At 68.5% G+C, this 22,382-nt stretch carries 19 protein-coding genes and 2 tRNA genes; 15 read left to right on the forward strand and 6 right to left on the reverse strand.

Going from position 1 to position 22,382, the window contains the following annotated elements; genetic code table 11:
- Positions 1 to 7 precede the first annotated feature (7 nt).
- Complete coding sequence (locus BLT62_RS08935) at positions 8 to 3,895, reverse strand: SCO7613 C-terminal domain-containing membrane protein (protein WP_156786298.1); 3,888 nt, start codon at positions 3,893 to 3,895, stop codon at positions 8 to 10.
- Between the two features lie 66 nt (positions 3,896 to 3,961).
- Positions 3,962 to 4,885: an alpha/beta fold hydrolase gene (locus tag BLT62_RS08940; protein ID WP_083365396.1), complete on the reverse strand. Its 924-nt coding sequence runs from the start codon at positions 4,883 to 4,885 to the stop codon at positions 3,962 to 3,964.
- Positions 4,886 to 5,740: 855 nt separating this feature from the next.
- Here BLT62_RS08940 and BLT62_RS17660 point away from each other — a divergent pair.
- Together BLT62_RS17660 and BLT62_RS08950 are read left to right on the forward strand one after the other, a co-directional pair.
- The gene (locus tag BLT62_RS17660) at positions 5,741 to 6,487 is read left to right on the forward strand and encodes a hypothetical protein (RefSeq protein ID WP_156786299.1); all 747 of its coding nucleotides are present in this window, start codon (positions 5,741 to 5,743) and stop codon (positions 6,485 to 6,487) included.
- Complete coding sequence (locus tag BLT62_RS08950; RefSeq protein ID WP_083363742.1) at positions 6,487 to 7,623, forward strand: DNA cytosine methyltransferase; 1,137 nt, start codon at positions 6,487 to 6,489, stop codon at positions 7,621 to 7,623. Before BLT62_RS17660 ends, BLT62_RS08950 begins: the two co-directional genes overlap by 1 nt.
- 305 nt (positions 7,624 to 7,928) lie before the next feature.
- Here the strand turns inward: BLT62_RS08950 and BLT62_RS08955 are convergent.
- Positions 7,929 to 7,999 (reverse strand) — tRNA-Gly (locus BLT62_RS08955).
- A 173-nt stretch (positions 8,000 to 8,172) separates the two neighbouring features.
- Here BLT62_RS08955 and BLT62_RS08960 point away from each other — a divergent pair.
- The 7 genes from BLT62_RS08960 to clpX all read left to right on the forward strand — a co-directional run bounded on the left by BLT62_RS08960 (position 8,173) and on the right by clpX (position 14,027).
- A tRNA-Pro gene (locus tag BLT62_RS08960) sits at positions 8,173 to 8,249 on the forward strand.
- 50 nt (positions 8,250 to 8,299) lie between these two features.
- Positions 8,300 to 9,784 carry a trigger factor gene (gene tig, locus BLT62_RS08965; RefSeq protein ID WP_083363743.1) on the forward strand — a complete coding sequence of 495 codons (1,485 nt, stop codon included), beginning with the start codon at positions 8,300 to 8,302 and terminating at the stop codon, positions 9,782 to 9,784.
- A 95-nt stretch (positions 9,785 to 9,879) separates the two neighbouring features.
- Entirely contained in the window at positions 9,880 to 10,371 is a 492-nt protein-coding gene (locus BLT62_RS08970; protein WP_083363744.1) for a tetratricopeptide repeat protein, read from the forward strand.
- 119 nt (positions 10,372 to 10,490) lie between these two features.
- Positions 10,491 to 11,084 carry an ATP-dependent Clp protease proteolytic subunit gene (locus tag BLT62_RS08975; protein ID WP_083363745.1) on the forward strand — a complete coding sequence of 198 codons (594 nt, stop codon included), beginning with the start codon at positions 10,491 to 10,493 and terminating at the stop codon, positions 11,082 to 11,084.
- 43 nt (positions 11,085 to 11,127) lie between these two features.
- The gene (locus BLT62_RS08980; protein ID WP_083363746.1) at positions 11,128 to 11,796 is read left to right on the forward strand and encodes an ATP-dependent Clp protease proteolytic subunit; all 669 of its coding nucleotides are present in this window, start codon (positions 11,128 to 11,130) and stop codon (positions 11,794 to 11,796) included.
- A 24-nt stretch (positions 11,797 to 11,820) separates the two neighbouring features.
- Entirely contained in the window at positions 11,821 to 12,591 is a 771-nt protein-coding gene (locus BLT62_RS08985) for an AAA family ATPase (protein ID WP_083363747.1), read from the forward strand.
- A 161-nt stretch (positions 12,592 to 12,752) separates the two neighbouring features.
- A complete protein-coding gene (clpX, locus tag BLT62_RS08990) occupies positions 12,753 to 14,027 on the forward strand; it encodes an ATP-dependent Clp protease ATP-binding subunit ClpX (RefSeq protein WP_083363748.1) in 1,275 nt (424 codons plus the stop codon).
- On the opposite strand, the gene BLT62_RS18415 is transcribed toward clpX, so the two are convergent.
- On the reverse strand, positions 14,024 to 14,224 hold the full coding sequence (locus BLT62_RS18415; RefSeq protein WP_407937544.1) for a hypothetical protein: 201 nt from the start codon (positions 14,222 to 14,224) through the stop codon (positions 14,024 to 14,026). The genes clpX and BLT62_RS18415 overlap by 4 nt on opposite strands.
- Here BLT62_RS18415 and BLT62_RS08995 point away from each other — a divergent pair.
- Positions 14,142 to 15,257, forward strand: a complete 1,116-nt coding sequence (locus BLT62_RS08995) for a benzoate/H(+) symporter BenE family transporter (RefSeq protein WP_407937564.1) — start codon at positions 14,142 to 14,144, stop codon at positions 15,255 to 15,257. The genes BLT62_RS18415 and BLT62_RS08995 overlap by 83 nt on opposite strands.
- Here BLT62_RS08995 and sepH read toward each other — a convergent pair.
- Positions 15,254 to 16,477: a septation protein SepH gene (sepH, locus tag BLT62_RS09000; protein ID WP_083363750.1), complete on the reverse strand. Its 1,224-nt coding sequence runs from the start codon at positions 16,475 to 16,477 to the stop codon at positions 15,254 to 15,256. The genes BLT62_RS08995 and sepH overlap by 4 nt on opposite strands.
- A 202-nt stretch (positions 16,478 to 16,679) precedes the next feature.
- On the opposite strand from sepH, the gene BLT62_RS09005 reads away from it, so the two are divergent.
- A complete protein-coding gene (locus BLT62_RS09005) occupies positions 16,680 to 16,973 on the forward strand; it encodes a DUF4193 domain-containing protein (protein WP_083363751.1) in 294 nt (97 codons plus the stop codon).
- On the opposite strand, the gene BLT62_RS09010 is transcribed toward BLT62_RS09005, so the two are convergent.
- The gene (locus BLT62_RS09010) at positions 16,970 to 17,458 is read right to left on the reverse strand and encodes a DUF3093 domain-containing protein (RefSeq protein ID WP_083363752.1); all 489 of its coding nucleotides are present in this window, start codon (positions 17,456 to 17,458) and stop codon (positions 16,970 to 16,972) included. The two genes, BLT62_RS09005 and BLT62_RS09010, sit on opposite strands and share 4 nt — an antisense overlap.
- A gap of 38 nt (positions 17,459 to 17,496) precedes the next feature.
- Between BLT62_RS09010 and dut the strand changes: the two genes are divergently transcribed.
- The 4 genes from dut (at position 17,497) to acnA (ending at position 22,342) form a co-directional block, all read left to right on the forward strand.
- On the forward strand, positions 17,497 to 17,970 hold the full coding sequence (gene dut, locus BLT62_RS09015; RefSeq protein WP_083363753.1) for a dUTP diphosphatase: 474 nt from the start codon (positions 17,497 to 17,499) through the stop codon (positions 17,968 to 17,970).
- The gene (locus tag BLT62_RS09020; protein WP_083363754.1) at positions 17,967 to 18,593 is read left to right on the forward strand and encodes a DUF3710 domain-containing protein; all 627 of its coding nucleotides are present in this window, start codon (positions 17,967 to 17,969) and stop codon (positions 18,591 to 18,593) included. Before dut ends, BLT62_RS09020 begins: the two co-directional genes overlap by 4 nt.
- Positions 18,594 to 18,604: 11 nt before the next feature.
- Entirely contained in the window at positions 18,605 to 19,357 is a 753-nt protein-coding gene (locus BLT62_RS09025) for a DUF3159 domain-containing protein (RefSeq protein ID WP_231919075.1), read from the forward strand.
- A gap of 174 nt (positions 19,358 to 19,531) precedes the next feature.
- On the forward strand, positions 19,532 to 22,342 hold the full coding sequence (acnA, locus tag BLT62_RS09030; RefSeq protein WP_083363755.1) for an aconitate hydratase AcnA: 2,811 nt from the start codon (positions 19,532 to 19,534) through the stop codon (positions 22,340 to 22,342).
- The last annotated feature ends 40 nt before the right edge of the window (positions 22,343 to 22,382 follow it).

The following is a 22,382-nucleotide window of genomic DNA, read 5'->3' on the forward strand; positions in this document are numbered from 1 at the left end:
GCGGTCGCTAGCGCAGTGAGCCGACCGTCGCCACGGCCGCCTTCAGGTTCGCCACCCGCTTCTCGTAGCGGGCCGCCACCGCGATCAGGAGCACCCCGCCGGCGCCGAACCAGAGCCACCAGAGGGTCGGGTTGTAGAGCGCGGACAGCCACGGCCAGAGCTGGGCGAGGCCGTGCAGCAGCACGACGATCGACCCGAGCACGAACGGAGCCTGCAATCGGCTGACGAGGCCGACAAGCAGCACCGCGATCGCGACGATGCCCAGCCCGACCACCCGCCAGAGCGGGGAGTGCACGTAGTCGGCCAGGAGCGAGGGCACGAGCAGCAGGGCGAGCCCGCCGCCGAGGGCCGGCCAGCTGCGCGCCCCTGGCGTGCGGGACAGGTGCAGGATGCCGCTGCCGATCCACGCGGCGGCCACGGGCACGGTCACCCACTCGAACGGAACGGCGGCGCCGTCCCCGGCCGAGCGCGCCAGGAACACCGTCGCGGCGAGGGCGGCCAGGCCGAGGGCGAGCGGCGCGAGCCAGCCGGCCAGCGCGGGGCTCCGCAGCCAGGCGAGCAGCACGTGCGCCGCGCCGAGCACCGCCACCACGGTGACGGCCCGCACCGCCGCGGCGCCGGAGGCGTCGGGGCTGGCGGCGATGGCCGCGCACTCGAGCAGGCCGGCCCCCACGAGCGGCACGGCGACGAGCACCGTCGTCAGCCGGCCGGGCTGATCGCCGTTCGCGAGCGCGGCGGCGAGCAGCACGGCCGCGCCGACGGCGACCCAGAACTCGAACAGTCCGGAGACGGTGCCTGGCGCTCCGGCCAGCGTGCTGAGCGCGCGGGCGCCGGCGGCCACCGCCACACCGAGGCCTCCGGCGCCGATCAGCGCCAGACGCAGCAGCGGGCTGGGCGGCGGCGCGCCCCAGGCTCCGGTCCGCGAGTCGTCGGGCCGCCAGTCGTCGGGCCGCCAGAGCACGGCGCCGAGCAGGATGACGCCGCCGATCGAGATCGTGAGGATCGGGCGCAGCAGGCTTCCGTCGGCCCCCGCCACCGCGGAGGGCAGCAGGGCGATCAGCAGGCCGGCTGCCGTGATCCCCGCAACGGCGCTGCCGGGGGCGTCCTCGCGCTGCCCGAAACGGGCGATGAGGGCGGCGACCGCGAGCAGGGCGGCGGCCAGCGGCAGCGCGTACGGCTCGGGCGCGGTGACGCCGGCATCCGTCAACCCCAGCCAGAGCCCGGCCGTCGCCAGGAGCAGGGCGAGCCAGCCCAGTTGGTGCCGCCGGGTGCGGGCGTTGAAGAGTCCCGCGCCGTCGACGGCGGCCAGCAGGGCGCCGACGGCGGCGACGAGGAGCACGAGCCAGTGCGCCGGAGCCTCCAGCGTCGCGAGCACCCGCCCGGCGCCGAGCAGCAGCACCAGGCCGCTGCCGGCATCCGCCAGCGCACGGTCGGTGCTGCTCGGCGGCGCGCCCAGGCGGAGCGCGCCCCGCTGCCAGGCCAGCGCGGCGGCGAGGGCGAGAACGCCGAGCGCGCAGGCCCACCAGTCGAGGGCTGCGGCATCGATGTCCGCGCCCGCGCCCCGGGCGGCCTCCACGGCGAACATGCCGGAGAGCCAGACCAGCGGGGTCGCGGCCACGAGGGCTGCGCGGCGGCCGAGCGTGAGCGTGCGGTTCGCCCCGAGCCCGACGAGCAGCAGGCAGGCGGCGGCGGCGAGCAGTGCGCCCAGCGCGGCCGGCACGGGGGAAAGAAGCACGGGGGAGGACGTGCTGGCGCTCGGCCAGACGGGCAGCGGCGCGACCACAACGACGCCGACCGCTGCCGTGGAGGCGAGTGCCCACGCGCGGTCCACCGCTGCCGCGAAGCGGCCGAGCGGCAGGCTGAATGCGACGAGCAGCAGGCCGCAGGCCAGAACGAGCAGGGCCCGGGTGTCGACCACCTCGTGCGGGGCGAGCCCGGCCGATGCGGCGACGGCCGTCGGTGCGGCGGCCGTCGTGCCGAGCGCCCAGAGCGCGGCGGCCGCCAGCAGCAGGGGGCGCTGCAGCGGGGTGCGCGGCTGCATCTCCCGGCTGCCGACGAGCAGGCAGAGGACGGCGGCTGAGCCAACCAGCCAGAGCCACAGCGCGTCGAAGGAGAGCAGGTAACCGGCGACCGCGTTGACGCTCAGGGTGGCGAGGGCGAGCGTGCGCAGCCCCGGGAGCCCGGCGGTCCGCGCGCGCAGGGCGGGCACGGCCTGGCTGCAGAGGGCGCCGGCCGCGATCGCCAGGTAGCCGAGCGATGCCGCTGCGACCCAGGGGAGCGCCACCGCACACGCCATGAGGGCGGCGACGAGGACCGCTCCGAGGATGACGGCGCGCGCTCGGACCAGACCGAATGCCGCCCAGGCGGCGACGGTCATGGCGGCGCCGCCCGCGAGCAGCAGCGCGGCCTGGCGGACGGCGTCGCCCGGGGACTGGGCGCCGGCCTGGGGCACCCAGAGGGTGAACCAGGGGGCCAGCGGTGAGCGGTCGAAGAAGGCCGTGACCAGGAGCCAGCCCGCCGCCAGCAGCGCCGCTCCGGTGGGCAGGGCCGCGCCGAGCAGCGCGCCGCCCAGGACGTGGCGCCGCGCGGGATCCGGCGCGCTGGTGCGCACCACGTCCAGGGCCAGCAGCAGCGCGATGGCGATCAGCACCGGCCAGAGCACCCAGTCGAGCGCGGAGGTGGCACGCACGCCCATGTCGATGGGGATGGCGGCGGCGGTGAACCCGGCGGCCACGCCGAAGCCGATGGCGGCGGCACGGTCGAGGCCGGCCGGGCGGCGGGCGCTCAGCAGCGCCTGCCCGGCGCACACGACGGCGAGGGTGCCGAGGCTCCAGAGCGGCGCGGCCACCTGGCTCCGCTCGGTGAGCAGTCCGAAGGCGAAGGCCGCTGGCAGCATCGGCGCGGCGAGCAGGAGCACGATGGCGCGCTCGACGAGCAGCGGCTGGGACGGCGTCATCCGGCGCCCGATGCGCGGCGCGAGCAGCTGCACCAGGCTGGAGACGATGACGACGATCGCGACCAGCCAGAGGCGCGCGAAGCCGGTTGTGGCCTGGTCGAGCGGCGCCCCGAGCACCCAGCCGAGCAGGCCCGCGCCGACCGGCACGGCGGCGAAGCCGGCGACGCTGCCGGCCCGCATGCCGGTGACGCGGAACCAGGCGAGGAGGAGCGGGGCGCTCACCAGCAACCCGATCGCCCAGTACAGGGCGGGATCCGGCAGATCGGCGTCGAACAGGCCGGTGGCCTGCACCGCCCACAGGTCGAGATACACCAGCAGCACCGCGAGCACGGCGACGCCCTGCGCCGTCGAGTGCATCCGGAAGCGGGCCAGCAGCGAGACCCCGACGAACATCAGCAGGGTGAGCAGGGCGACGGTCACCGCGCGGAACGCCAGGCCCGCCACGAACCAGGCGACGATGAGGAAGAAGACGAGCGCGACCGCGACGAGGCCGACGCCGACGACGAGCAGCAGCATCTGCACGCTGGAGCGGCCACCGCGCGCCGACGTGGCGGGAGTGGGCTGGGCGGGCACCGGCTGCGGGGGAGTCTGCTGGGCGGGCGTCGGCAGAGGATAAGCGGGCGGGGGCACCGCGACGGCGGGCGCAACCGCCGCGGGTGCAACGACCGCGGGTGCAACGACCGCGGGTGCCCGAGACGACTCCGCCCGGATCAGCCGGATCACCTCGGAGCGGTACTCGAGCCGCTCGGCCGCTGCCCGCGAGGCGCGCAGCAGCTCATCGGCCAGCGGGCTTCCGAGGTCCAACTGGCAGCCGGAGCAGACGGTGCCAAACAACGGCGTGAAACACGAGGGGCAGAGTTGCCGGTCGCGCAGCTGGGCGGTACTCTGCGGCCAGGACGGCTCGATCCCACCCGCACGCATGCCCGCATCCGCCGTCATCGGTAGCCCCCACCTGGCCCGCGACCGTTCGCAGGCGCAACGGGCCCCAGCATACTGGCCGGTGCCCTAGCTGTCGGGGAGGTCCTGGTCCGTCGCCGGCGGGTGCGACGCGCCCCGATGAATTTCGTATGCCCGAGCCTCCCCGGGCGAGTCGGGATCGTCGGTGATGGCCTCGTCGGCCATGAACTGGCGGATGACGTGTGCCAGCTCTCCCGGGTGGCTGAAGTTGATCGCGTGTGCGGCGCCCTCGATCACGACGAGCAGCACCTGGTTGTCGGTGTGCCGGGCGACCTCCTGAATCCGACGCGGGCTCGGCATCAGCGGATCCCGGCTGCCGACGACGGCCAGCGTCGGAATCGTCAGCCCCAACAATCGTTCGAGCGACGGGTACCGGGTGAGGGAGCGGAACATCTTGACCGTGCTCGGCACGCCGAAGCGCAGGTAGTCCGGTGCCGCGATGCCCATCATTTCGCGCGGCTCACGCTTGCCGTCGATCGTCAGCTGGCTGATCGCGCGGGTGAGCGGCTGGTTGTGCAGGCCGCCGGCGGGGGAGACGAGGATCGCCCGATCGATGCGCTCCGGGAACAGGTGGGCGAACTCCAGGATCACCGGGCAGCCCATCGAATTGCCGACGAGCGTCGCCGATCTCACGCCGCGATCGTCGAGGAATCGCGCGGCGACGCGGGCGAGGCCGGGCACGTCGAGCGCCTTCGCCGGCTTGCCGCTCAGCCCGTAGCCGGGCAGGTCCGGCACGAAGGTGTGGAAGTCGTCCATCAGACGCTCCGCCGTCGGCAGCAGATAGCGGCCGGAGAGACCGAAGCCGTGCAGGTGCAGCATGACGGGCGCATCCGGCGGCACGGGGGATTCCCGGTAGAACATGTCGATTCCGTCGACCGTCGTCCACCGCTCGGCCAGCCGGGACGCGGGGTGCCGCGGAAGCCGCCTCGGCTCGCGGCCGGTCGGGCTCGGATCGGCTGAACTGGATGGCATCATCGCTCTCCTCCCCGCGGAGGTCCTGCTCGCCGCCACCGCCGCGACGATCGGCCTGTACCAGCAATCTTCCCGCGCCGGTGGGTGCTGTCAAGGCTTGGGCCCGGCTGTGTCGGTTCCGGTCCGACGAGCAGCCGTCATCGTCACTGCCGCGCTGATGTCCGGTCGGCGCAGACTCGCGTTCGCGTTGGCGGCCTTCATCCTGTGGAGTGCCAATGAGCTGGCTAAAGGAAGGATCGGATACTAGATGTTGCGCCGTCTCAGGGGACGTCCCAAAGCTCGCCTTCGCCCGAGTGTTGCTGGTACCCCTCTTTGGCAGCATTGCTGACTTCGCACTGCACGTGCTCCCGCTCGCTAGGTGGTGTGGCCGGCCCCGGCGGGCGTCGTGCTCGCCAGCACCCCGCTCTGCCCGTCCTCTATCTCGTCGTTCGAAGTTGATCCTCCTCTAATCCGGTAGCCCGGATGCACGGTTCTGACCGAAACGGGCGAGCAGGTCGCGTGCTCTAGATCGGATGTGGACATCGGCCCGGGCTGTCCCAGCTACTACGAGCGTTTCGCCGCCGACTGGACAGGCTCCAGCCCCTCTGGGTAGGACTGCCGAGACCACGACATGCACAATATCCTCCGTAGGTCTCATACACACTGCGTGGTTGAAGTCGCTGAGGAGAGTGTTCGGTCGCAGCCACCAGAACTGGCTGCGACCGAACACATTTGCGTGGCCCAGCGCCGTAGTCACGCAAACGATTCAAGTGCTCGGTTCCAAAGATTCAGGGACGAGGATGGAAACTTGGTAGTTAAGACACGCTGTGTCCTGTAATGCAACTCAATGCCGGATCACGTGGATAGATTAATCAGATGTCAACTGCTTGGGCAATTTTTGCCGCCTGTGAATCCGCTGTCGAAAATGAAGTTCGAACTTCTAGAGCTCAGAATGACAAGGAGTTTCATTTCCAGAACTGGGTTCGCGCTCGAATCGTTGAATCCGGGCATTCGATCTCTGGTGAGGGACGAAACCGATACCCAGACTTCGAAATCGAAGCGCACGACGAGGCATTCGAGGTGAAGGGCATAACTGTGGGTAGTCGTGAGAACGACTTTGACTCAAACAGTGCTCTCCCATCCGGCGAATACAAAGGCAAGCGAGTTTTCTACGTATTCGGGCGGTATGAAAGCGTCCTCCATGGCGGGGACGCTCCAAACGTGCTCGACGTCGTGATAGCTGACGGAACGTTTTTGAATGCGGGGCCCGGCTTTCTCGCTGATAACAAGAGTCTCCGCGTTCTTGGCAGCTATGGCGACATTCTGTTCCGGGATCGGAAGATGTACGCGCCCCATACGCCGTACAAGTTGTTGAGTGGGCTTCGCGGTCATTGCACGCTCATCATGCCCGCGAGTGAGAGGCCGCCGGCGGCCGGCTTCGTCGAAGTTGGACGATTCTCGCGCACAGAGGCCGATCGGGTCCTGACCGCCTACCATGGTGATCTGAAGGCGAATACGCTCGTCGGTGACTTTGACGCTAATTTGACCGGTGGGATGGAGCATCCATTCGTGGCGTATAGGACGGTGCGTGGCAACACGACGGTGGGCGTAGAATTGATCTGATGACATACAACATGCTCGGAATGTTCAGCGGTGCTGGGGGACTGGACCTCGGCTTTGAACAGGCTGGATTTAAACATGTTGGGTCGATGGATTGGGATCCGTGGTCTGTGGCAACGCTCAGGACGAATCGGCCCGCATGGCATGTCGACCAGGCTGATGCGCGCGAGTGGGAATTCAACGAGGAGGTTGACGTCTTAGTTGGCGGACCGCCGTGTCAGGGCTACAGTCTCGGCGGTCTGCGGAAAGCGACGGACGATCGGAATGACCTTTACGAGCAGGTCTTGCGAGTTGCGAAGGCGACTCGCCCGCGCGCCATTGTTATTGAGAATGTGCTAAATCTCCGTACGCTTCTTCACCCCGAGACTGGTCGTCGTTTTAGTGATCAGATTGCGTTTGATCTCACAGAGCTTGGGTATGAAGTTTTCCACAACGTATTTCGCGTCGATGGATTCGGTGTGCCACAAACTCGGCGTAGATGGATTTTTGTCGCTTTTCGTGGCGGGGCGCCAGCGGGATACCATTTGCCGCTTCCGGGCACAAACGAGACCGTCGGTCCTTGGTTAAGTGATCTCGGAAATGGTGGCGGTATAGGGCTTCCAAATCATGCGCCATCCTGGACGTTCAAGAGCTCTGTCCATACTGCTACCGGCGAGCCGTTTGACGTGGACGAACCTGCGGTGATTGCGAGGTTCTCGAGGACAGCGAGTGATGGGAACCCTATTCGACGGTTCGATCAGCCGTTTCCGGCGGTAGACACGGCGACAGTGTGGGGCTGGGCGCAAGGCAATGTTGTCGCAAAGAAATTCGACAAGGATCGACTTGCCGGCAAACACATCCGTAACCCGGACGCCACTGTTAAACTCTGGCGGGTATCCGCAAGCCGGCTGCGTACTATGACCGCCCGTGAACTTGCACGACTTCAGACGTTCCCCGACGACTGGGAGTTCATTGGCGGGGGTGCGCTTCGAGATATCCAGATGCAGGTGGGCAACGCTGTGCCGGTGGAGTTTGCGCGCCGAGTAGGAGACTCCGTTCGCACTGCGCTAGAAGCTCAAGACGAAAATCGAGCCTTCCTTGCATCTGATGGGGCTTCGGTGCCACTTGTATTCCCGGGTTGGGACCCGATCACCGCCTAGCTTGATTCGTCCGGCGAACGGATTCGTTCGTCTCCGGGAGCGCAGGAGTTACGAACTCCTTCCCGGATGCGAGCGACCTTCAGCATTCTCGCGATCAGCGCTCTGTACTCGAGCGTCTAGCCAACGCAAGGTTGGGTTGAATTCGCATTTGTGTGCGGCACTGAGGCCCGGTCGCCAAATTGGAGTTGACAGGATAGCGCGGGGGTGCGTCGCCGCCAGACGGCTTGCGAGGAAATCGAACGCGGCGGCGCTGGGCCTTCCGGCTTTGGATGTTGCAACCACGGATGCCGTAGCGCTAATCAGAGAGGGGATGACGGGAATCGAACCCGCGTGATCAGTTTGGAAGACTGAGGCTCTACCATTGAGCTACATCCCCGTGACCTACAGCTGCAGGCACTTGGACAATGTTAGTACAGGTTTTGGGGTGCTTTGTACGCACGCCTGGGCAAAGCTGGTTGAATCGGTGCAGTAGACTTGCGGAGGTCTTTCCACTCGGGTGCAAACTTGCATGTTGTGGCCGGGAAGACATTACGGGTTGCGGCACTGACTCGGGGCGTAGCTCAGCTTGGTAGAGCGCTCGGTTTGGGACCGAGAGGTCGCAGGTTCGAATCCTGTCGCCCCGACCACGTCGTGAGACATCCCAGCAGAACTTTTGACGTCTAGGAGAATTGCCACAATGCCAAACACTTCGGTTGAAATGCTCAGCCCGACGCGCGCCAAGCTGACCATCTCGGTTTCGCCCGAAGAGCTGAAGCCCAGCATCACCCACGCTTACGGCCACATCGCCGAGCAGGTCAGCGTTCCCGGCTTCCGCAAGGGCAAGGTTCCGCCCGCGATCCTCGACCAGCGCGTTGGCAAGGGTGCCGTCATCGAGCACGCCGTCAACGAGGGCCTCGACGGTTTCTACCGTCTCGCCGTCGCCGAGCACGACCTGCGCCCGCTGGGCCGCCCCAACGCCGACATCGTCGAGTGGCCCTCCGACAAGGACTTCTCGGGCGACCTGCTCCTCTCGATCGAGGTCGACGTGCGCCCCGAGCTCACGCTGCCCGAGCTCGCCGGCATCGCCATCACGGTGGACGCCGCCGAGATCTCCGACGAGGACGTCGACGCCGAGCTGGAGAAGCTGCGCAGCCGCTTCGGCACGCTCATCACGGTCGACCGCCCCGCCAAGACCGGTGACTTCGTCACCATCGACCTCACCGCCAAGATCGGCGACGACGAGGTCGACAACGCCAGCGGCATCTCCTACGAGGTCGGCTCCGGCGAGCTCATCGAGGGCATCGACGAGGCCCTCGACGCGCTCTCCGCCGACGAGACCACCACCTTCGAGTCCAAGCTGCTCGGCGGCGACCGTGAGGGCGAGACCGCTCTCATCACCGTCACCGTCACCGCGGTCAAGGAGCGCGAGCTCCCCGCTGCAGACGACGACTTCGCTCAGATCGCCAGCGAGTTCGACACCATCGCCGAGCTGCGCGAGAGCCTCGTCAAGCAGGTCGAGGGCAACAAGACCTTCGCTCAGGGCGGCCAGGCACGCGACCTCCTCATCGACAAGCTGCACGAGCTCGTCGAGGTTCCCGTTCCCGTCTCCCTCGTCGAGGACGAGGTGAACCGTCACCTCGAGGGTGAAGGCCGCCTCCAGGACGACGAGCACCGCGCAGAGGTCACCGAGTCCAGCGAGAAGACCTTCCGCACCCAGATCCTCCTCGACGCGATCGCCGAGGCCGAAGAGGTCAAGGTCAGCCAGGACGAGCTCTCGCAGTACCTCGTCCAGGGTGCAGCCCAGTACGGCATGAACCCGGCCGAGTTCGTTCAGATCCTGAGCGAGAACGGCCAGATCCAGGCCATGGTCGGCGAGGTTGCCCGCAACAAGGCCCTCGCGATCGTCCTCGGCAAGGCTGTCGTCACCGACGCCAACGGCAAGACCGTTGACCTCGCCGAGTTCACCGCCGTCGACAACGGTGAGGACGAGGCAGAGGCCGAGGCCGAGAAGCCCGCCAAGAAGGCTCCGGCCAAGAAGGCTCCGGCCAAGAAGGCTGCCGAGAAGAAGGCTTCCGACGAGGAGAAGGCTTCCGACGAGGAGCCGGCCGCGAAGAAGCCGGCCGCGAAGAAGCCCGCCGCGAAGAAGGCCGCCAAGGCCGACGACGCCGAGGCTGCCAAGTAGTCACACGCTTGTCCTGAACGAGGGTCGGATGCCGCTGGCATCCGGCCCTCGTTCTGTTCCGCCCCTTGTTCCACCCCGAGCACCCAGGAGATCGCATGGACCGCCGTACCGAGTGGCAGGCGCGCGTCGACGCCGTGTGGGCCGACGCCGCGCTGAACAACGCCGAGGTCATCGACCGCATCGACGAGCTGGCCGCCGACTGGCCGGAGGACGACGCGCTGTCCCTGTTCCAGACCGCGGGCGCCCGCGACTCCGCCGGCCTCGAGGCGCAGGCGGCGCCGCGCTACGAGAAGGCCCTGGCCCTCGGCCTGCCCGAGTCGGAGCGCGCCCAGGCCACCATCCAGCTGGCCAGCACGCTGCGCAACCTCGGCCGGGCCGACGAGGCCATCGCGCTGCTCCGCGCCGAACTGGCCGAGCGGCCGGCCGGCGAGTATGCCGGCGCCGCGACCGCGTTCCTCGCACTGGCGCTGGCCGACACCGGGAACGCGCAGGAGGCGACGCAGCTGGCCGTGCTCGCCCTGGTGCCGCACCTGCCCCGCTACCAGCGCAGCGTGGCGGCCTACGCCAGGGCCCTGACCGCGCCCTGACGGGCCGCCCCGTTCGGGCGCGCGGGGGACTCGCGATCTGCCCACGGCGAACACCGCCGTTCCCGGGCCGTCGCTCCGATAGATTCGTCATACCGCGTTAACTGAAACGGAGCGACAACATGGCTGAACCTCTGGTAGCCACCAGCGTTTTTGATCGACTGCTGAAGGACCGCATCATCTGGCTCGGTTCCGAGGTGCGCGACGACAACGCCAACGAGATCGCCGCCAAGCTCTTGCTGCTGGCCGCCGAAGACTCCAAGCGCGACATCTACCTCTACATCAACTCGCCCGGTGGCTCGATCACGGCCGGCATGGCCATCTACGACACCATGCAGTTCGTGCCGAACGACATCGTCACCGTCGGCATCGGCATGGCGGCGTCCATGGGGCAGCTGCTGCTCACCGCCGGCACCAAGGGCAAGCGCTACATCACCCCGAACGCCCGGGTGCTGCTGCACCAGCCGCACGGTGGCTTCGGCGGCACCTCCAGCGACATCCAGACGCAGGCACAGCTCATCAACGACATGAAGCGCCGCCTCGCCGAGATCACCGCTGCGCAGACCGGCAAGTCCGTCGAGCAGATCAACGCCGACGGCGACCGCGACCGTTGGTTCGACGCCGAGCAGGCCCTCGAGTACGGCTTCGTCGACCACATCCGCGAGTCCGCCCTGGATGTCACCGGCGGCGGCGGAACCGAAACCGAAACCAAATAGGCCCCCGAGCATCGACAATTCGAGCAGAAACGAAGAGACGACTATGACGACCCCCAGCTTCGGTGGCACCGCATTCTCCAGCATGCAGGCACCCGGCTCCCGCTACATCCTGCCCACGTTCGAGGAGCGCACGGCCTACGGCTACAAGCGCCAGGACCCCTACGCCAAGCTGTTCGAGGACCGCATCATCTTCCTCGGCGTGCAGGTGGATGACGCCTCCGCCGACGACGTGATGGCCCAGCTGCTCGTGCTCGAGAGCATGGACCCCGACCGCGACATCCAGATGTACATCAACTCGCCCGGTGGCTCCTTCACCGCAATGACGGCCATCTACGACACGATGCAGTACATCCGCCCGCAGGTGCAGACCATCGTCCTCGGCCAGGCGGCCTCCGCCGCCGCCGTGCTGACCGCCGCCGGAGCCCCCGGCAAGCGTCTGGCACTGCCGAACGCGCGCATCCTGATCCACCAGCCCGCCGTCGGCGAGGCCGGCCGCGGCCAGGCGTCCGACATCGAGATCCAGGCCAAGGAGATCCTGCGCATGCGCACCTGGCTCGAGGAGACGCTGGCCAAGCACTCCAACCGCGACGCCGCCCAGGTGAACAAGGACATCGACCGCGACAAGATCCTGAGCGCCGACGAGGCACTCGAGTACGGCCTGATCGACCAGGTGCTCACCTCGCGCAAGAGCCTCGCGGCCCTCACCAAGTAGACCCCGCACAGCTCGGCGCACTGCATGAACGCGACGGGGGACTGGCTGCACGACCGCCGGCCCATCCGTCGCGTTTCTGCGCTGCGGGACGCTGCGGTGGCGGATGCCGAGACCGATGGCGGCGAGTGGCCGGCGAGCATCCCGGCGATCGCCGCGGTGCTCCGCGACGGGCTCGACTTCGGCCCAGGCGTCACCTTCCTCGTCGGCGAGAACGGCAGCGGCAAGTCCACGCTGCTGGAGGGCATCGCCATGGCCGCCGGCCTGCCGCCGGAGGGCGGCAGCAGCAACGGATCGCACACGACGCGCCCCACGGAGTCCCCGCTGGCCGACTGGCTGCAGATCGAGCGCGGGCCCGGCGCGCCGCGCGGCGGGTTCTTCCTCCGCGCAGAGACCATGCACGGCTACTACAGCTATCTGGAGTCGCTGGACGGCAGCCCCGATCGGCACCTGCACTCGCTCAGTCACGGCGAGTCGTTCAACGACCTGCTCGACAACAAGCTGAACCACCCCCGCTACGTCACCGGGCTGGCCTGCCTGGACGAGCCGGAGGCCGCGCTGTCCTTCGCGTCCACCCTCAACTGGATGGTGGGGCTGCGCGACATGGTCGAGCGCGGCAGCCAGGTGATCTGCGCGACGCACTCGCCGGTGCTCGCCGCGCTGCCCGGGGCGCGCATCCTGGAACTGGGAGACTGGGGCATCCGCGAGGCGAACTGGGAGGGGCTGCAGCTCGTCGGGCACTGGCGCACGTTCCTGGACTCGCCGGATCGCTACCTGCGCCACCTCTTCGCCGATTGAAAGGCGACGGACGCTCAATTTCGGGCAACCGGTCCGAGAAACTGCGGGCGTCGCTCGCCGCGATGTCGGCATCACAGGATAGGCTCGGAACACGTTCTGGAACACTCGTTTCGAGACACGAGTGGCAAGACACGAATTCAAGTCGCTGAGGAGGCGGACGGATGGCACGCATAGGTGAAAGCGCCGATCTGCTCAAATGCTCCTTCTGTGGGAAGAGCCAGAAGCAGGTCCAGCAGCTCATCGCTGGGCCCGGCGTCTACATCTGCGACGAGTGCGTCGAGCTCTGCAACGAGATCATCGAGGAGCGCCTCGCCGAATCCGGCGAGGAGGCCACCGGCGACTTCGAGCTGCCCAAGCCGAAGGAGATCTTCGGCTTCCTCGAGGAGTACGTGATCGGGCAGGAGCCCGCCAAGCGCGCCCTGGCCGTCGCCGTCTACAACCACTACAAGCGCGTGCGCGCGCGCAGCGCCATCGGGCCGGCCGACGTCAAGGACGACATCGAGATCGCCAAGTCCAACATCCTGCTGATCGGCCCGACCGGCTGCGGCAAGACCTACCTCGCGCAGACCCTCGCCAAGCGCCTCAACGTGCCGTTCGCGGTCGCGGATGCCACCGCGCTGACCGAGGCCGGCTACGTCGGCGAGGACGTCGAGAACATCCTGCTCAAGCTGATCCAGGCCGCCGACTACGACGTCAAGCGGGCAGAGACCGGCATCATCTACATCGACGAGGTCGACAAGATCGCCCGCAAGGCAGAGAATCCGTCGATCACACGCGACGTCTCCGGCGAGGGCGTGCAGCAGGCGCTGCTGAAGATCCTCGAGGGCACGGTCGCCTCGGTGCCGCCGCAGGGCGGGCGCAAGCACCCGCACCAGGAGTTCATCCAGATCGACACCACGAACGTGCTGTTCATCGTGGCGGGCGCCTTCGCCGGCCTGGAGGAGATCATCTCCTCCCGGGCGGGCAAGAAGGGCATCGGCTTCGGCGCCCCGCTGCACTCCAAGGGCGACGACGTCAACCTGTTCAGCGAGGTGCTGCCGGAGGACCTGCAGAAGTTCGGGCTCATCCCCGAGTTCATCGGCAGGCTCCCCGTCGTCACCACCGTCAGCCAGCTCGACCAGGCGGCGCTCATGGAGATCCTCACCAAGCCGAAGAACGCCCTCGTGCGCCAGTACCAGCGCATGTTCGAGTACGACGGCGTCGAGCTCGAGTTCGAGGAGTCGGCGCTGGAGGCCATCGCGGACCTCGCGGTGCTCCGGCAGACCGGCGCCAGAGGGCTCCGCGCCATCATGGAGGAGGTGCTCGGGCCGATCATGTTCGAGGTGCCCTCCAGCGAGGAGGTGGCGCGAGTGGTTGTCACCCGGGCCGCCGTGCTCGAGAACGCCGCACCCACGATCGTCCCGCACAAGGTGCGCCGCCAGGAGAAGTCGGCCTAGCCCGACCGCTTCAGAGCCAACGCTTCACTGACGAAGGGCACGGGCATCCTGCAACCCATCTTCGCCGGCATCGTCGCCGCGATCACCGGATTCGCCAGTTCCTTCGCCCTGGTCATCGCCGGGCTCGTCGCCGTCGGGGCCAGCGACGAACAGGCCGCATCCGGCCTGTTCGCCCTCTGCCTGGCGGTGGGCGTCATCTGCGTCCTGCTCCCGTGGCTGCTGAAGGTCCCCGTCTCCTTCGCCTGGTCGACGCCGGGCGCCGCGCTGCTGCTGGCGGCGGGCGCGACGACGCAGAACTTCGCCGCAGCAGTGGGCGCGTTCCTCGTCTGCGCGGCGCTCATCGTGCTGTGCGGGCTCTGGCCGCTGCTCGGCCGGCTGATCACCCGCATCCCGAAGTCCCTCGCGGGAGCGATGCTCGCCGGCATCCTGTTCCCGATCTGCATCGCGCCGGTCACCGCCGCCATCGAGCAGCCGCTCGTCGCCGTGCCGATGATCCTCGTCTGGCTGCTGCTCAGCCGGCTCGCGCCCCGCTGGGCCGTGCCGGCCGCCATGCTGGTGGCTGCGGTCGGCATCGCCGCGATCGCGGGGCCTGCCGCCCTCAGCGGGCAGTCCGCACTTCCCCGGCTGGAGTTCGTCGCCCCCGTCTTCGAGCCCGCCGTCATCGTGAGCCTCGGCATCCCGCTCTTCATCGTCACGATGGCGGGCCAGAACGTGCCGGGCTTCGCCGTGCTCTCGACCTTCGGATACACCGTCGCGCCGCGCACGGCGCTGCTCAGCACGGGCCTCGCCTCGGCCGGGGCGGCGCTCTTCGGCGGGCACGTGATCAACCTGGCCGCGATCACCGCGGCGTTGATGGCCAGCCCGGAGGCGCACCCGGAGCGCTCGAGGCGCTGGGTGGCCACCGTCAGCTCCGGCTTCGTCTACCTGGCCCTCGGCGTCGGGGCGGGCGTGGCGGCGGCCCTGGTGGCGGCTGCACCGCCGGTGATCATCATCGCCGTGGCTGGATTGGCCCTGCTCGGCGCGCTCGTGACCGCCGTGTCGAACGCGCTCGAGGTCGCCGAGCAGCGCATCAGCGCGATCGCGACGTTCCTGGTGACGGCATCCGGCGTCGCGATCGCCGGCATCGGATCGGCCTTCTGGGGCCTCCTGGTCGGCGGCGTGTTCCTGCTCTGGCTGGTGCCAGCGGTGCGCACGCCGCAGGCGCAGCGCGAGCCGGCGCTGCGGCCCTAGGCCAGGTCGTCGTCGGTGCGCGCGCCGAAGACGATCTCGTCCCAGCTCGGCATCGACGCCCGGCCCTTCTTGGCGCGGGCCGCGGGTGCGGCCGGGGGCACGGCAGAGACCACCGCGGGGGCCGCTGCGGGCTCGGCGGCGGTCGGCACCGCGGTCGGCACGGGGCCGGTGGGCGCGGCCGGCGACGGGACGCCCACCGGCTTGCTGACGGCTCCCCAGAGCCGCAGCGTCGGGTTGGACGGGGCCTCGTCGGAGCTGTCGCCGGGGGCGGGCGTCTGCGACGCCTCGGTCGAGACGGCCGGCACCTCGATCCGGGGCGCGGCCGGAACGGCGGTCGGCCCGGTCAGGGTCTGGCGTGGCTCGGCCACGGTCGAGGAGGCGGCCTCGCGTTCCCCGCGCCGACGGCGCAGCGCCTCGAGCAGGTCGGCGGTCTCGCTGAGCGAGGTGGCCGGCTCGTCGGCGCGTTTGATGGCGGCCTTGCTCGCGGCGGGGCTGGAGGAGGCGGCCCGGCCGTACGCCATGGGCTCCAGCTGGGAGACGACGTCGCCGGGATCGTCGCCGATCAGCGGGTCGCGGAACGAGAACGCGCCGCTGTCGAAGCGCGACTCGTCGATCGTGGTGTCGTGGCCGACGGCGCGCAGCCGGGGGATCAGTGAGCCGCTGATCTCGCCCTGCTGCGAGAGCGTCACGGCCTCGGAGTTCAAGGGGGAGAGGGTGAGCTTCTTCGGCTCGAAGGCCCAGCGCGCGTCGTGGTCGATTCCGTCGGCGGTGAAGGCGAGCTTGATGACCCAGCCGCCGGCCGGCTCCTTCCAGCTGGCCCAGCGCTCACCGTGGGCGCCGAGGGCGGCGAGGCGCTCCCGGATGACGGTGCCGAAATTCATCGGGTCGTCGGCCGGCTCCGGGTCGATCGCCGTGTGCACGGGAACGCCGAGCGCCGAGGACACCATGTGCTCGCGTTCGGCGACGACGGGGCCCTCGAAGCGCTGGATGTACTCCAGCGAGGCCCCGGTGACGGCGGCGACATCGTCGGCGGACATGCCGGAGCGGATGTAGGCCTGCACCTCGCGGGGCGAGAGCTTGGGGCTGTTGGAAGCCTCGGGCTGTGCCTGGCGCAGCCGCGATTGCAAGACATCGTCGATGACGATGCGAAAGCGGTCGCCCTCGTCTGAGGCGACGAGAAGCGCCCCGTTCTCGACGCCGATTACCTTGAGTTCCTGCATTGCGTTGAGCCCTTTCGCGCTGGCTATCGCTGCCAAGGATGCCACGCGAGAGGGCCAATTCCGGGGAATACGCTGGGCGTGCCGGAAGTTCTGTAGGAATGGCGGCCAGATCGGCGAACGAGGGTTTGCTATTCCCCGCACTTTGTTGCAAACTATGGCCGCCGATTTTTGTTCTGGCGGCTGTAAATGGAAGTGGATGGGTATGGCAACGGATTACGACGCACCTCGAAAGACAGACGATGATTCTGACTCGATCGAGGCGCTGAAAGAACGAGTACCCGACAAGATGTCGGGCGTCGTTGATGTCGAAGACGCGGACAACCCTGGTGGCTTCGAACTGCCGGGCGCGGATCTCTCCGACCTCGATCTCGACGTCGTCGTGCTGCCCCCGCAGGCAGACGAATTCACCTGTGTGAGCTGCTTCCTGGTGAAGCACCGCTCGCAGATCGACCACGAGTCCAAGCTCGGACCGATCTGCCTGGAGTGCGCAGCCTAAGCAGCGGGCGAATCAGTTTCTGGCCGTCGTGATCGATTGATCGCGGCGGCCAATTCTGTTGGGCGGCGGCTGGAGAGCAGCCAGTACGGGGTGGGGTCGCTCGGGTCGTTCAGCTCGACGCGGACGACCGGCTTCACCCAGCCGCGGATGAGCAGCCAGGCCCGGGCATCCAGTCGCGGGCCGCGTTCGGCGAAAGCCTCGGCACCTTCACAGCTTGTGGCCGGCCCCAGTGCGTCGACACCAATGCTGGCGCGGCCGGCGGTGAGCCGGTCGGCCGTCAGGGTGATGCGCGGGGAGGCGAGCAGCAGCAGCGCGACGCATCCGGCATAGAGGATGAGGGCGGTCACGATGCCCGCCGTCACGCTGATCGGGGCGAGCACGAGGATGCTCGCGGGGATGACCAGCGCCGTGGCGATGAACATCCACGGGTTCGGCCAGAGCCGCTCGTCGTAGACGGCGGACGCGGTGTCGAGGTTTTCAGGCATGTCTCTATTCGATCAGAGTTCTGCACTACCCTCGACACGTGGCTGAAAGCGTTGAAGTATTGATCACGGCATCCGTGCTGCCCCAGTACGCCCACCCGGGCGATGCGGGAGCCGACCTGCACTCCGCGGAGGAGGTGACCCTCGCCCCGGGCGAGCGCGCCCTCGTCGGCACCGGTGTGTCGATCGCTCTGCCGGCCGGATTCGCCGCATTCGTCGTGCCGCGCAGCGGCCTGGCCGCCAAGCACGGCATCACGATCGTGAACAGCCCGGGCACCGTCGACGCCGGCTACCGCGGCGAGATCAAGGTCGCTCTGCTCAACACCGACCAGAGCGCACCCTTCCAGATCGCCCCCGGCGACCGCATCGCACAGCTCATCATCATGCCCGTGACCCGGGCGACCTTCATCCCCGTCGAGACGCTGCCGGGCAGCGCGCGCGGCGAAGGCGGCTTCGGATCGACCGGCACTGCCGCCATCGGCAGTGGCACCCCAACTTCAGGAGGCATCGCGTGAGCGACGTTGAGAACATCGGCGACCTGCCGGTGGAGCACCCCAAGTCCGCACCAGAGGACCGCGCAGAGAACGGTCCGCTCGACGACAGCGAGGCGAACCCCGTTCGCCCCTACGTCGACCTCGGCGGGGTCAAGATCCTTCCGCGCGAGGGCCTGCACCTCCGCCTCGAGATCGAGGAAGAGAGCAAGCGCGTCGTGGCGATCGGCCTCGACTACGCCAACTCCACGCTGCAGGTGCAGCCGTTCGCCGCGCCGCGCTCGAGCGGCCTCTGGCACGAGATCCGCGGCCAGATCTCCGAGCAGATCGCGCGCCAGGGCGGAACGACCACCCTCCGCGAGGGAACGTTCGGGCCCGAGCTGCTCGCCCAGATCCCCGTCGCGGCCGGCTCCGGCACGGCCGGTGGCACGCGCCTCGCCCGCTTCGTCGGCGTCGACGGCCCGCGCTGGTTCCTCCGCGGCGTCATCGCCGGTGAGGCGGCGGTCAACCCCGACGCCGCCGCAGCCGTCGAGGAGCTGTTCCGCAGCATCGTCGTCGTGCGTGGCACCACGCCGATGCCGCCGCGCGACCTGATCCCGCTGCGCATGCCCGCGTCACCGGCATCCGACGCCCCGAGCAACGTCTGACCCGCGGGACAGTGGCTGCCCCAGAGGACCAGCACGGCGACGAGCCTCGTGAGCACGAGCCGCTCGAGCCGGTGGCCAGTTTCGGCAGCCAGCTCGCCGACGCCGCCCGCAAGGCGGGGCTCGGCAAGCTGGCCGAGGACGAGCGGCTCTCGCCGCGCGACATGCTCGCGGCGCTCGGCGGCATCCGCGGCCTGGCCGAGACGATCCTGCCCGGCCTGGTGTTCCTCATCATCTACACCTTCAGCCAGGAGCTGAGCTGGGCGCTCGGCGTCTCCGTCGGCCTCGCCGTCGTCTTCACGGCGCTCCGCATCGTGGGCAAGACGCCCGTCATGCAGGCCGTCGCCGGCCTGATCGGCGCCGTCGTCTCGGCGGCACTCGCGCTCTGGACGGGGCGCGGCGAGGACAACTTCGTCCTCGGGCTCATCACCAACGCGGTCTACGCGATCGCGCTGCTCGTCTCGATGCTGGTGCGCTGGCCGCTGATCGGGCTGGCCGTCGGCTACCTGATGGGCGACGGCCTGGCCTGGCGGGAGAACAAGCGCCGCTTCCAGGCGATGCAGCTGCTCACCGCCTGCTGGTTCGGCCTGTTCGCGCTGCGCCTGCTCGTGCAGGTGCCGTTGTACTTCGCCGGCAACGTCGAGGGCCTCGCCATCACCAAGCTGCTGATGGGCGTCCCGCTCTACGCGCTGCTGCTGATCTTGTCCTGGCTCATCGTCAAGGCGATCTACGCCAAGCCCGCGGATGCCGCGGCGCGGCGCCCCTGAGTGACCCGTCCCTCCTGCTAGAGTTATCTCGACATCGAGATAAAATCTTCCGCCGAATCAGCCCTGACCGGTAGAGCCGACTTAGGCTAACCTTGCTGGCAGAACGCGCAGTGCGGCCGCGAAGATTGAAGATATGCCGCGCATTTGGCGGCGCCCAGCAAAGGAGACGGCCACGTGTCTGCAGTAAATAGCTTTGGAGCAAAAGACACCCTCCGGGTCGGTGAGACCGACTACGAGATTTTCCGTGTCGACACCGTCGCCGGCTACGAGAAGCTCCCGTTCAGCCTCAAGGTGCTCCTGGAGAACCTCCTCCGCACCGAGGACGGCGCGAACGTCACCAAGTCGCAGATCGAGGCCCTGGGGTCCTGGGTCCCCGAGTCCGAGCCGGACACCGAGATCCAGTTCACCCCCGCCCGCGTGATCATGCAGGACTTCACCGGTGTTCCCTGCATCGTCGACCTCGCCACCATGCGTGAGGCCGTCGCCGCCCTCGGTGGCGACCCCAACAAGATCAACCCGCTCGCCCCGGCCGAGATGGTCATCGACCACTCCGTCATCGCCGACCTCTTCGGCACCGAGAACGCGCTCGAGCGCAACGTCGAGATCGAGTACGAGCGCAACGGCGAGCGCTACCAGTTCCTCCGCTGGGGCCAGACCGCGTTCGAGGACTTCAAGGTCGTCCCGCCCGGAACCGGCATCGTGCACCAGGTCAACATCGAGTACCTGGCCCGCGTCACCATGACCCGCGAGGTCGGCGGCGTGCTGCAGGCCTACCCCGACTCTTGTGTCGGCACCGACTCGCACACGACGATGGTCAACGGCCTCGGCGTGCTCGGCTGGGGCGTCGGCGGCATCGAGGCCGAGGCGGCCATGCTCGGCCAGCCCGTCTCCATGCTCATCCCGAAGGTCGTCGGCTTCAAGCTCACCGGCGCCATCCCCACGGCCGTCACCGCGACCGACGTCGTGCTCACGATCACCGACATGCTGCGCAAGCACGGCGTCGTCGGCAAGTTCGTCGAGTTCTACGGCGAGGGCGTTGCCTCCGTGCCGCTGGCCAACCGCGCCACCATCGGCAACATGAGCCCGGAGTTCGGCTCCACCGCCGCCATGTTCCCGATCGACGACGTCACGCTCGACTACATGCGCCTGACCGGCCGCGACGCCGAGCAGATCGCCCTCGTCGAGGCCTACGCCAAGACGCAGAAGCTCTGGCACGACGCCAGCGCCGAGCCCGTCTTCAGCGAGTACATGGAGCTCGACCTCTCCACCGTCGTCCCCTCCATCGCCGGCCCGAAGCGCCCGCAGGACCGCATCGAGCTCAGCGTCTCCAAGTCGGCCTTCGAGAAGGACCTGCTCAACTACGCCGATGTCGAGCACGACCTGGTCGACCTCGAGATCTCCGAGTCCTTCCCGGCATCCGACCCGCCCGCGAACACGCCGGAGAGCGAGCACAGCCAGCACCACCACGTGCACCACAGCCACGCCCCCGCCTCGGCCTCCAAGCCGACCGCGGTGTCGCTGGCGAACGGCGAGAACTTCGTGCTCGACCACGGCGCCGTTGCCATCGCCGCGATCACCTCGTGCACCAACACCTCGAACCCCTCGGTGATGCTCGCCGCCGGCCTGCTCGCCCGCAACGCGGTCAAGAAGGGCCTCAAGGCCAAGCCGTGGGTCAAGACCACGCTGGCTCCCGGCTCCAAGGTCGTCACCGACTACTACGCCAAGGCCGGCTTGACCGAGGACCTCGAGGCGCTGGGCTTCTACACCGTCGGCTACGGCTGCACCACCTGCATCGGCAACTCGGGCCCGCTGCTCGACGAGATCTCGGCTGCCATCAACGAGCAGGACCTCGCCGTCACGGCCGTCCTCTCCGGCAACCGCAACTTCGAGGGTCGCATCAGCCCCGACGTGAAGATGAACTACCTGGCCAGCCCGCCGCTGGTCATCGCGTACTCCATCGCCGGCTCGATGAACTTCGACTTCGAGGTCGACGCCCTGGGCCAGGACCAGGACGGCAATGACGTCTTCCTCAAGGACATCTGGCCGGACGCCGCCGAGGTGCAGGCCACGATCGACACCTCGATCAACGAGGGCATGTTCAAGACCCAGTACGCCGGTGTCTTCGAGGGTGACGAGCGTTGGCGTTCGCTGGAGACCCCCGCCGGTGCGGTCTTCGAGTGGGACGAGAAGTCGACCTACGTGCGCCGCCCCCCGTACTTCGACGGCATGACGATGGAGACCACCCCGGTCAGCGACATCCAGGGTGCCCGCGTCCTGGCCAAGCTGGGCGACTCGGTCACCACCGACCACATCAGCCCCGCCGGCAACATCAAGGCCGACAGCCCCGCCGGCCAGTACCTCGTCGAGCACGGCGTCGAGCGCAAGGACTTCAACTCCTATGGCTCGCGTCGCGGCAACCACGAGATCATGATCCGCGGCACCTTCGCCAACATCCGCCTGCGCAACCAGCTGCTGGACAACGTGGAGGGCGGCTACACCCGCGACTTCACCCAGGAGGGCGCACCGCAGTCGTTCATCTACGACGCCAGCCAGAACTACCAGGCCGCCGGCATCCCGCTGGTGATCTTCGGTGGCAAGGAGTACGGCTCCGGCTCCTCGCGTGACTGGGCGGCCAAGGGCACCAGCCTGCTGGGCGTCAAGGCCGTCATCACCGAGAGCTTCGAGCGCATCCACCGCTCCAACCTCATCGGCATGGGCGTCGTGCCGCTGCAGTTCCCGGCCGGCGAGAGCTGGGCGACGCTCGGCCTCGACGGCACCGAGTCGGTGTCGATCCTCGGCCTCGAGGGGCTGAACAACGGCACCACCCCCAAGACGGTTCGCGTCGTCGCCACCCCGACCGAGAACTCGCCGGCCGGCAAGGCCGTCGTCGAGTTCGACGCCGTGGTGCGCATCGACACCCCGGGTGAGGCTGACTACTACCGCAACGGCGGCATCCTGCAGTACGTGCTGCGCTCGCTCGTCTAAGCGAGAACGCACCACCGACGGCCGGTCCCGACAGGGACCG

It is taken from the genome of Microterricola viridarii (assembly GCF_900104895.1).
GTDB classification, from domain to species: Bacteria; Actinomycetota; Actinomycetes; order Actinomycetales; family Microbacteriaceae; genus Microterricola; species Microterricola viridarii.

Coding starts and splice junctions, on each gene's coding strand:
- tig (WP_083363743.1), top strand. CDS start 8,300: ATGCCAAACACTTCGGTTGAAATGCTCAGCCCGACGCGCGCCAAGCTG.
- BLT62_RS18415 (WP_407937544.1), bottom strand. CDS start 14,224: ATGACGCCCACCGCCAGGCAGAGGGCGAACAGGCCGGATGCGGCCTGT.
- BLT62_RS09010 (WP_083363752.1), bottom strand. CDS start 17,458: ATGCCTGAAAACCTCGACACCGCGTCCGCCGTCTACGACGAGCGGCTC.
- clpX (WP_083363748.1), top strand. CDS start 12,753: ATGGCACGCATAGGTGAAAGCGCCGATCTGCTCAAATGCTCCTTCTGT.
- BLT62_RS08975 (WP_083363745.1), top strand. CDS start 10,491: ATGGCTGAACCTCTGGTAGCCACCAGCGTTTTTGATCGACTGCTGAAG.
- BLT62_RS08985 (WP_083363747.1), top strand. CDS start 11,821: ATGAACGCGACGGGGGACTGGCTGCACGACCGCCGGCCCATCCGTCGC.
- BLT62_RS08980 (WP_083363746.1), top strand. CDS start 11,128: ATGACGACCCCCAGCTTCGGTGGCACCGCATTCTCCAGCATGCAGGCA.
- BLT62_RS08940 (WP_083365396.1), bottom strand. CDS start 4,885: ATGCCATCCAGTTCAGCCGATCCGAGCCCGACCGGCCGCGAGCCGAGG.
- BLT62_RS09005 (WP_083363751.1), top strand. CDS start 16,680: ATGGCAACGGATTACGACGCACCTCGAAAGACAGACGATGATTCTGAC.
- BLT62_RS17660 (WP_156786299.1), top strand. CDS start 5,741: ATGTCAACTGCTTGGGCAATTTTTGCCGCCTGTGAATCCGCTGTCGAA.
- BLT62_RS08950 (WP_083363742.1), top strand. CDS start 6,487: ATGACATACAACATGCTCGGAATGTTCAGCGGTGCTGGGGGACTGGAC.
- BLT62_RS08970 (WP_083363744.1), top strand. CDS start 9,880: ATGGACCGCCGTACCGAGTGGCAGGCGCGCGTCGACGCCGTGTGGGCC.
- BLT62_RS08935 (WP_156786298.1), bottom strand. CDS start 3,895: ATGACGGCGGATGCGGGCATGCGTGCGGGTGGGATCGAGCCGTCCTGG.
- sepH (WP_083363750.1), bottom strand. CDS start 16,477: ATGCAGGAACTCAAGGTAATCGGCGTCGAGAACGGGGCGCTTCTCGTC.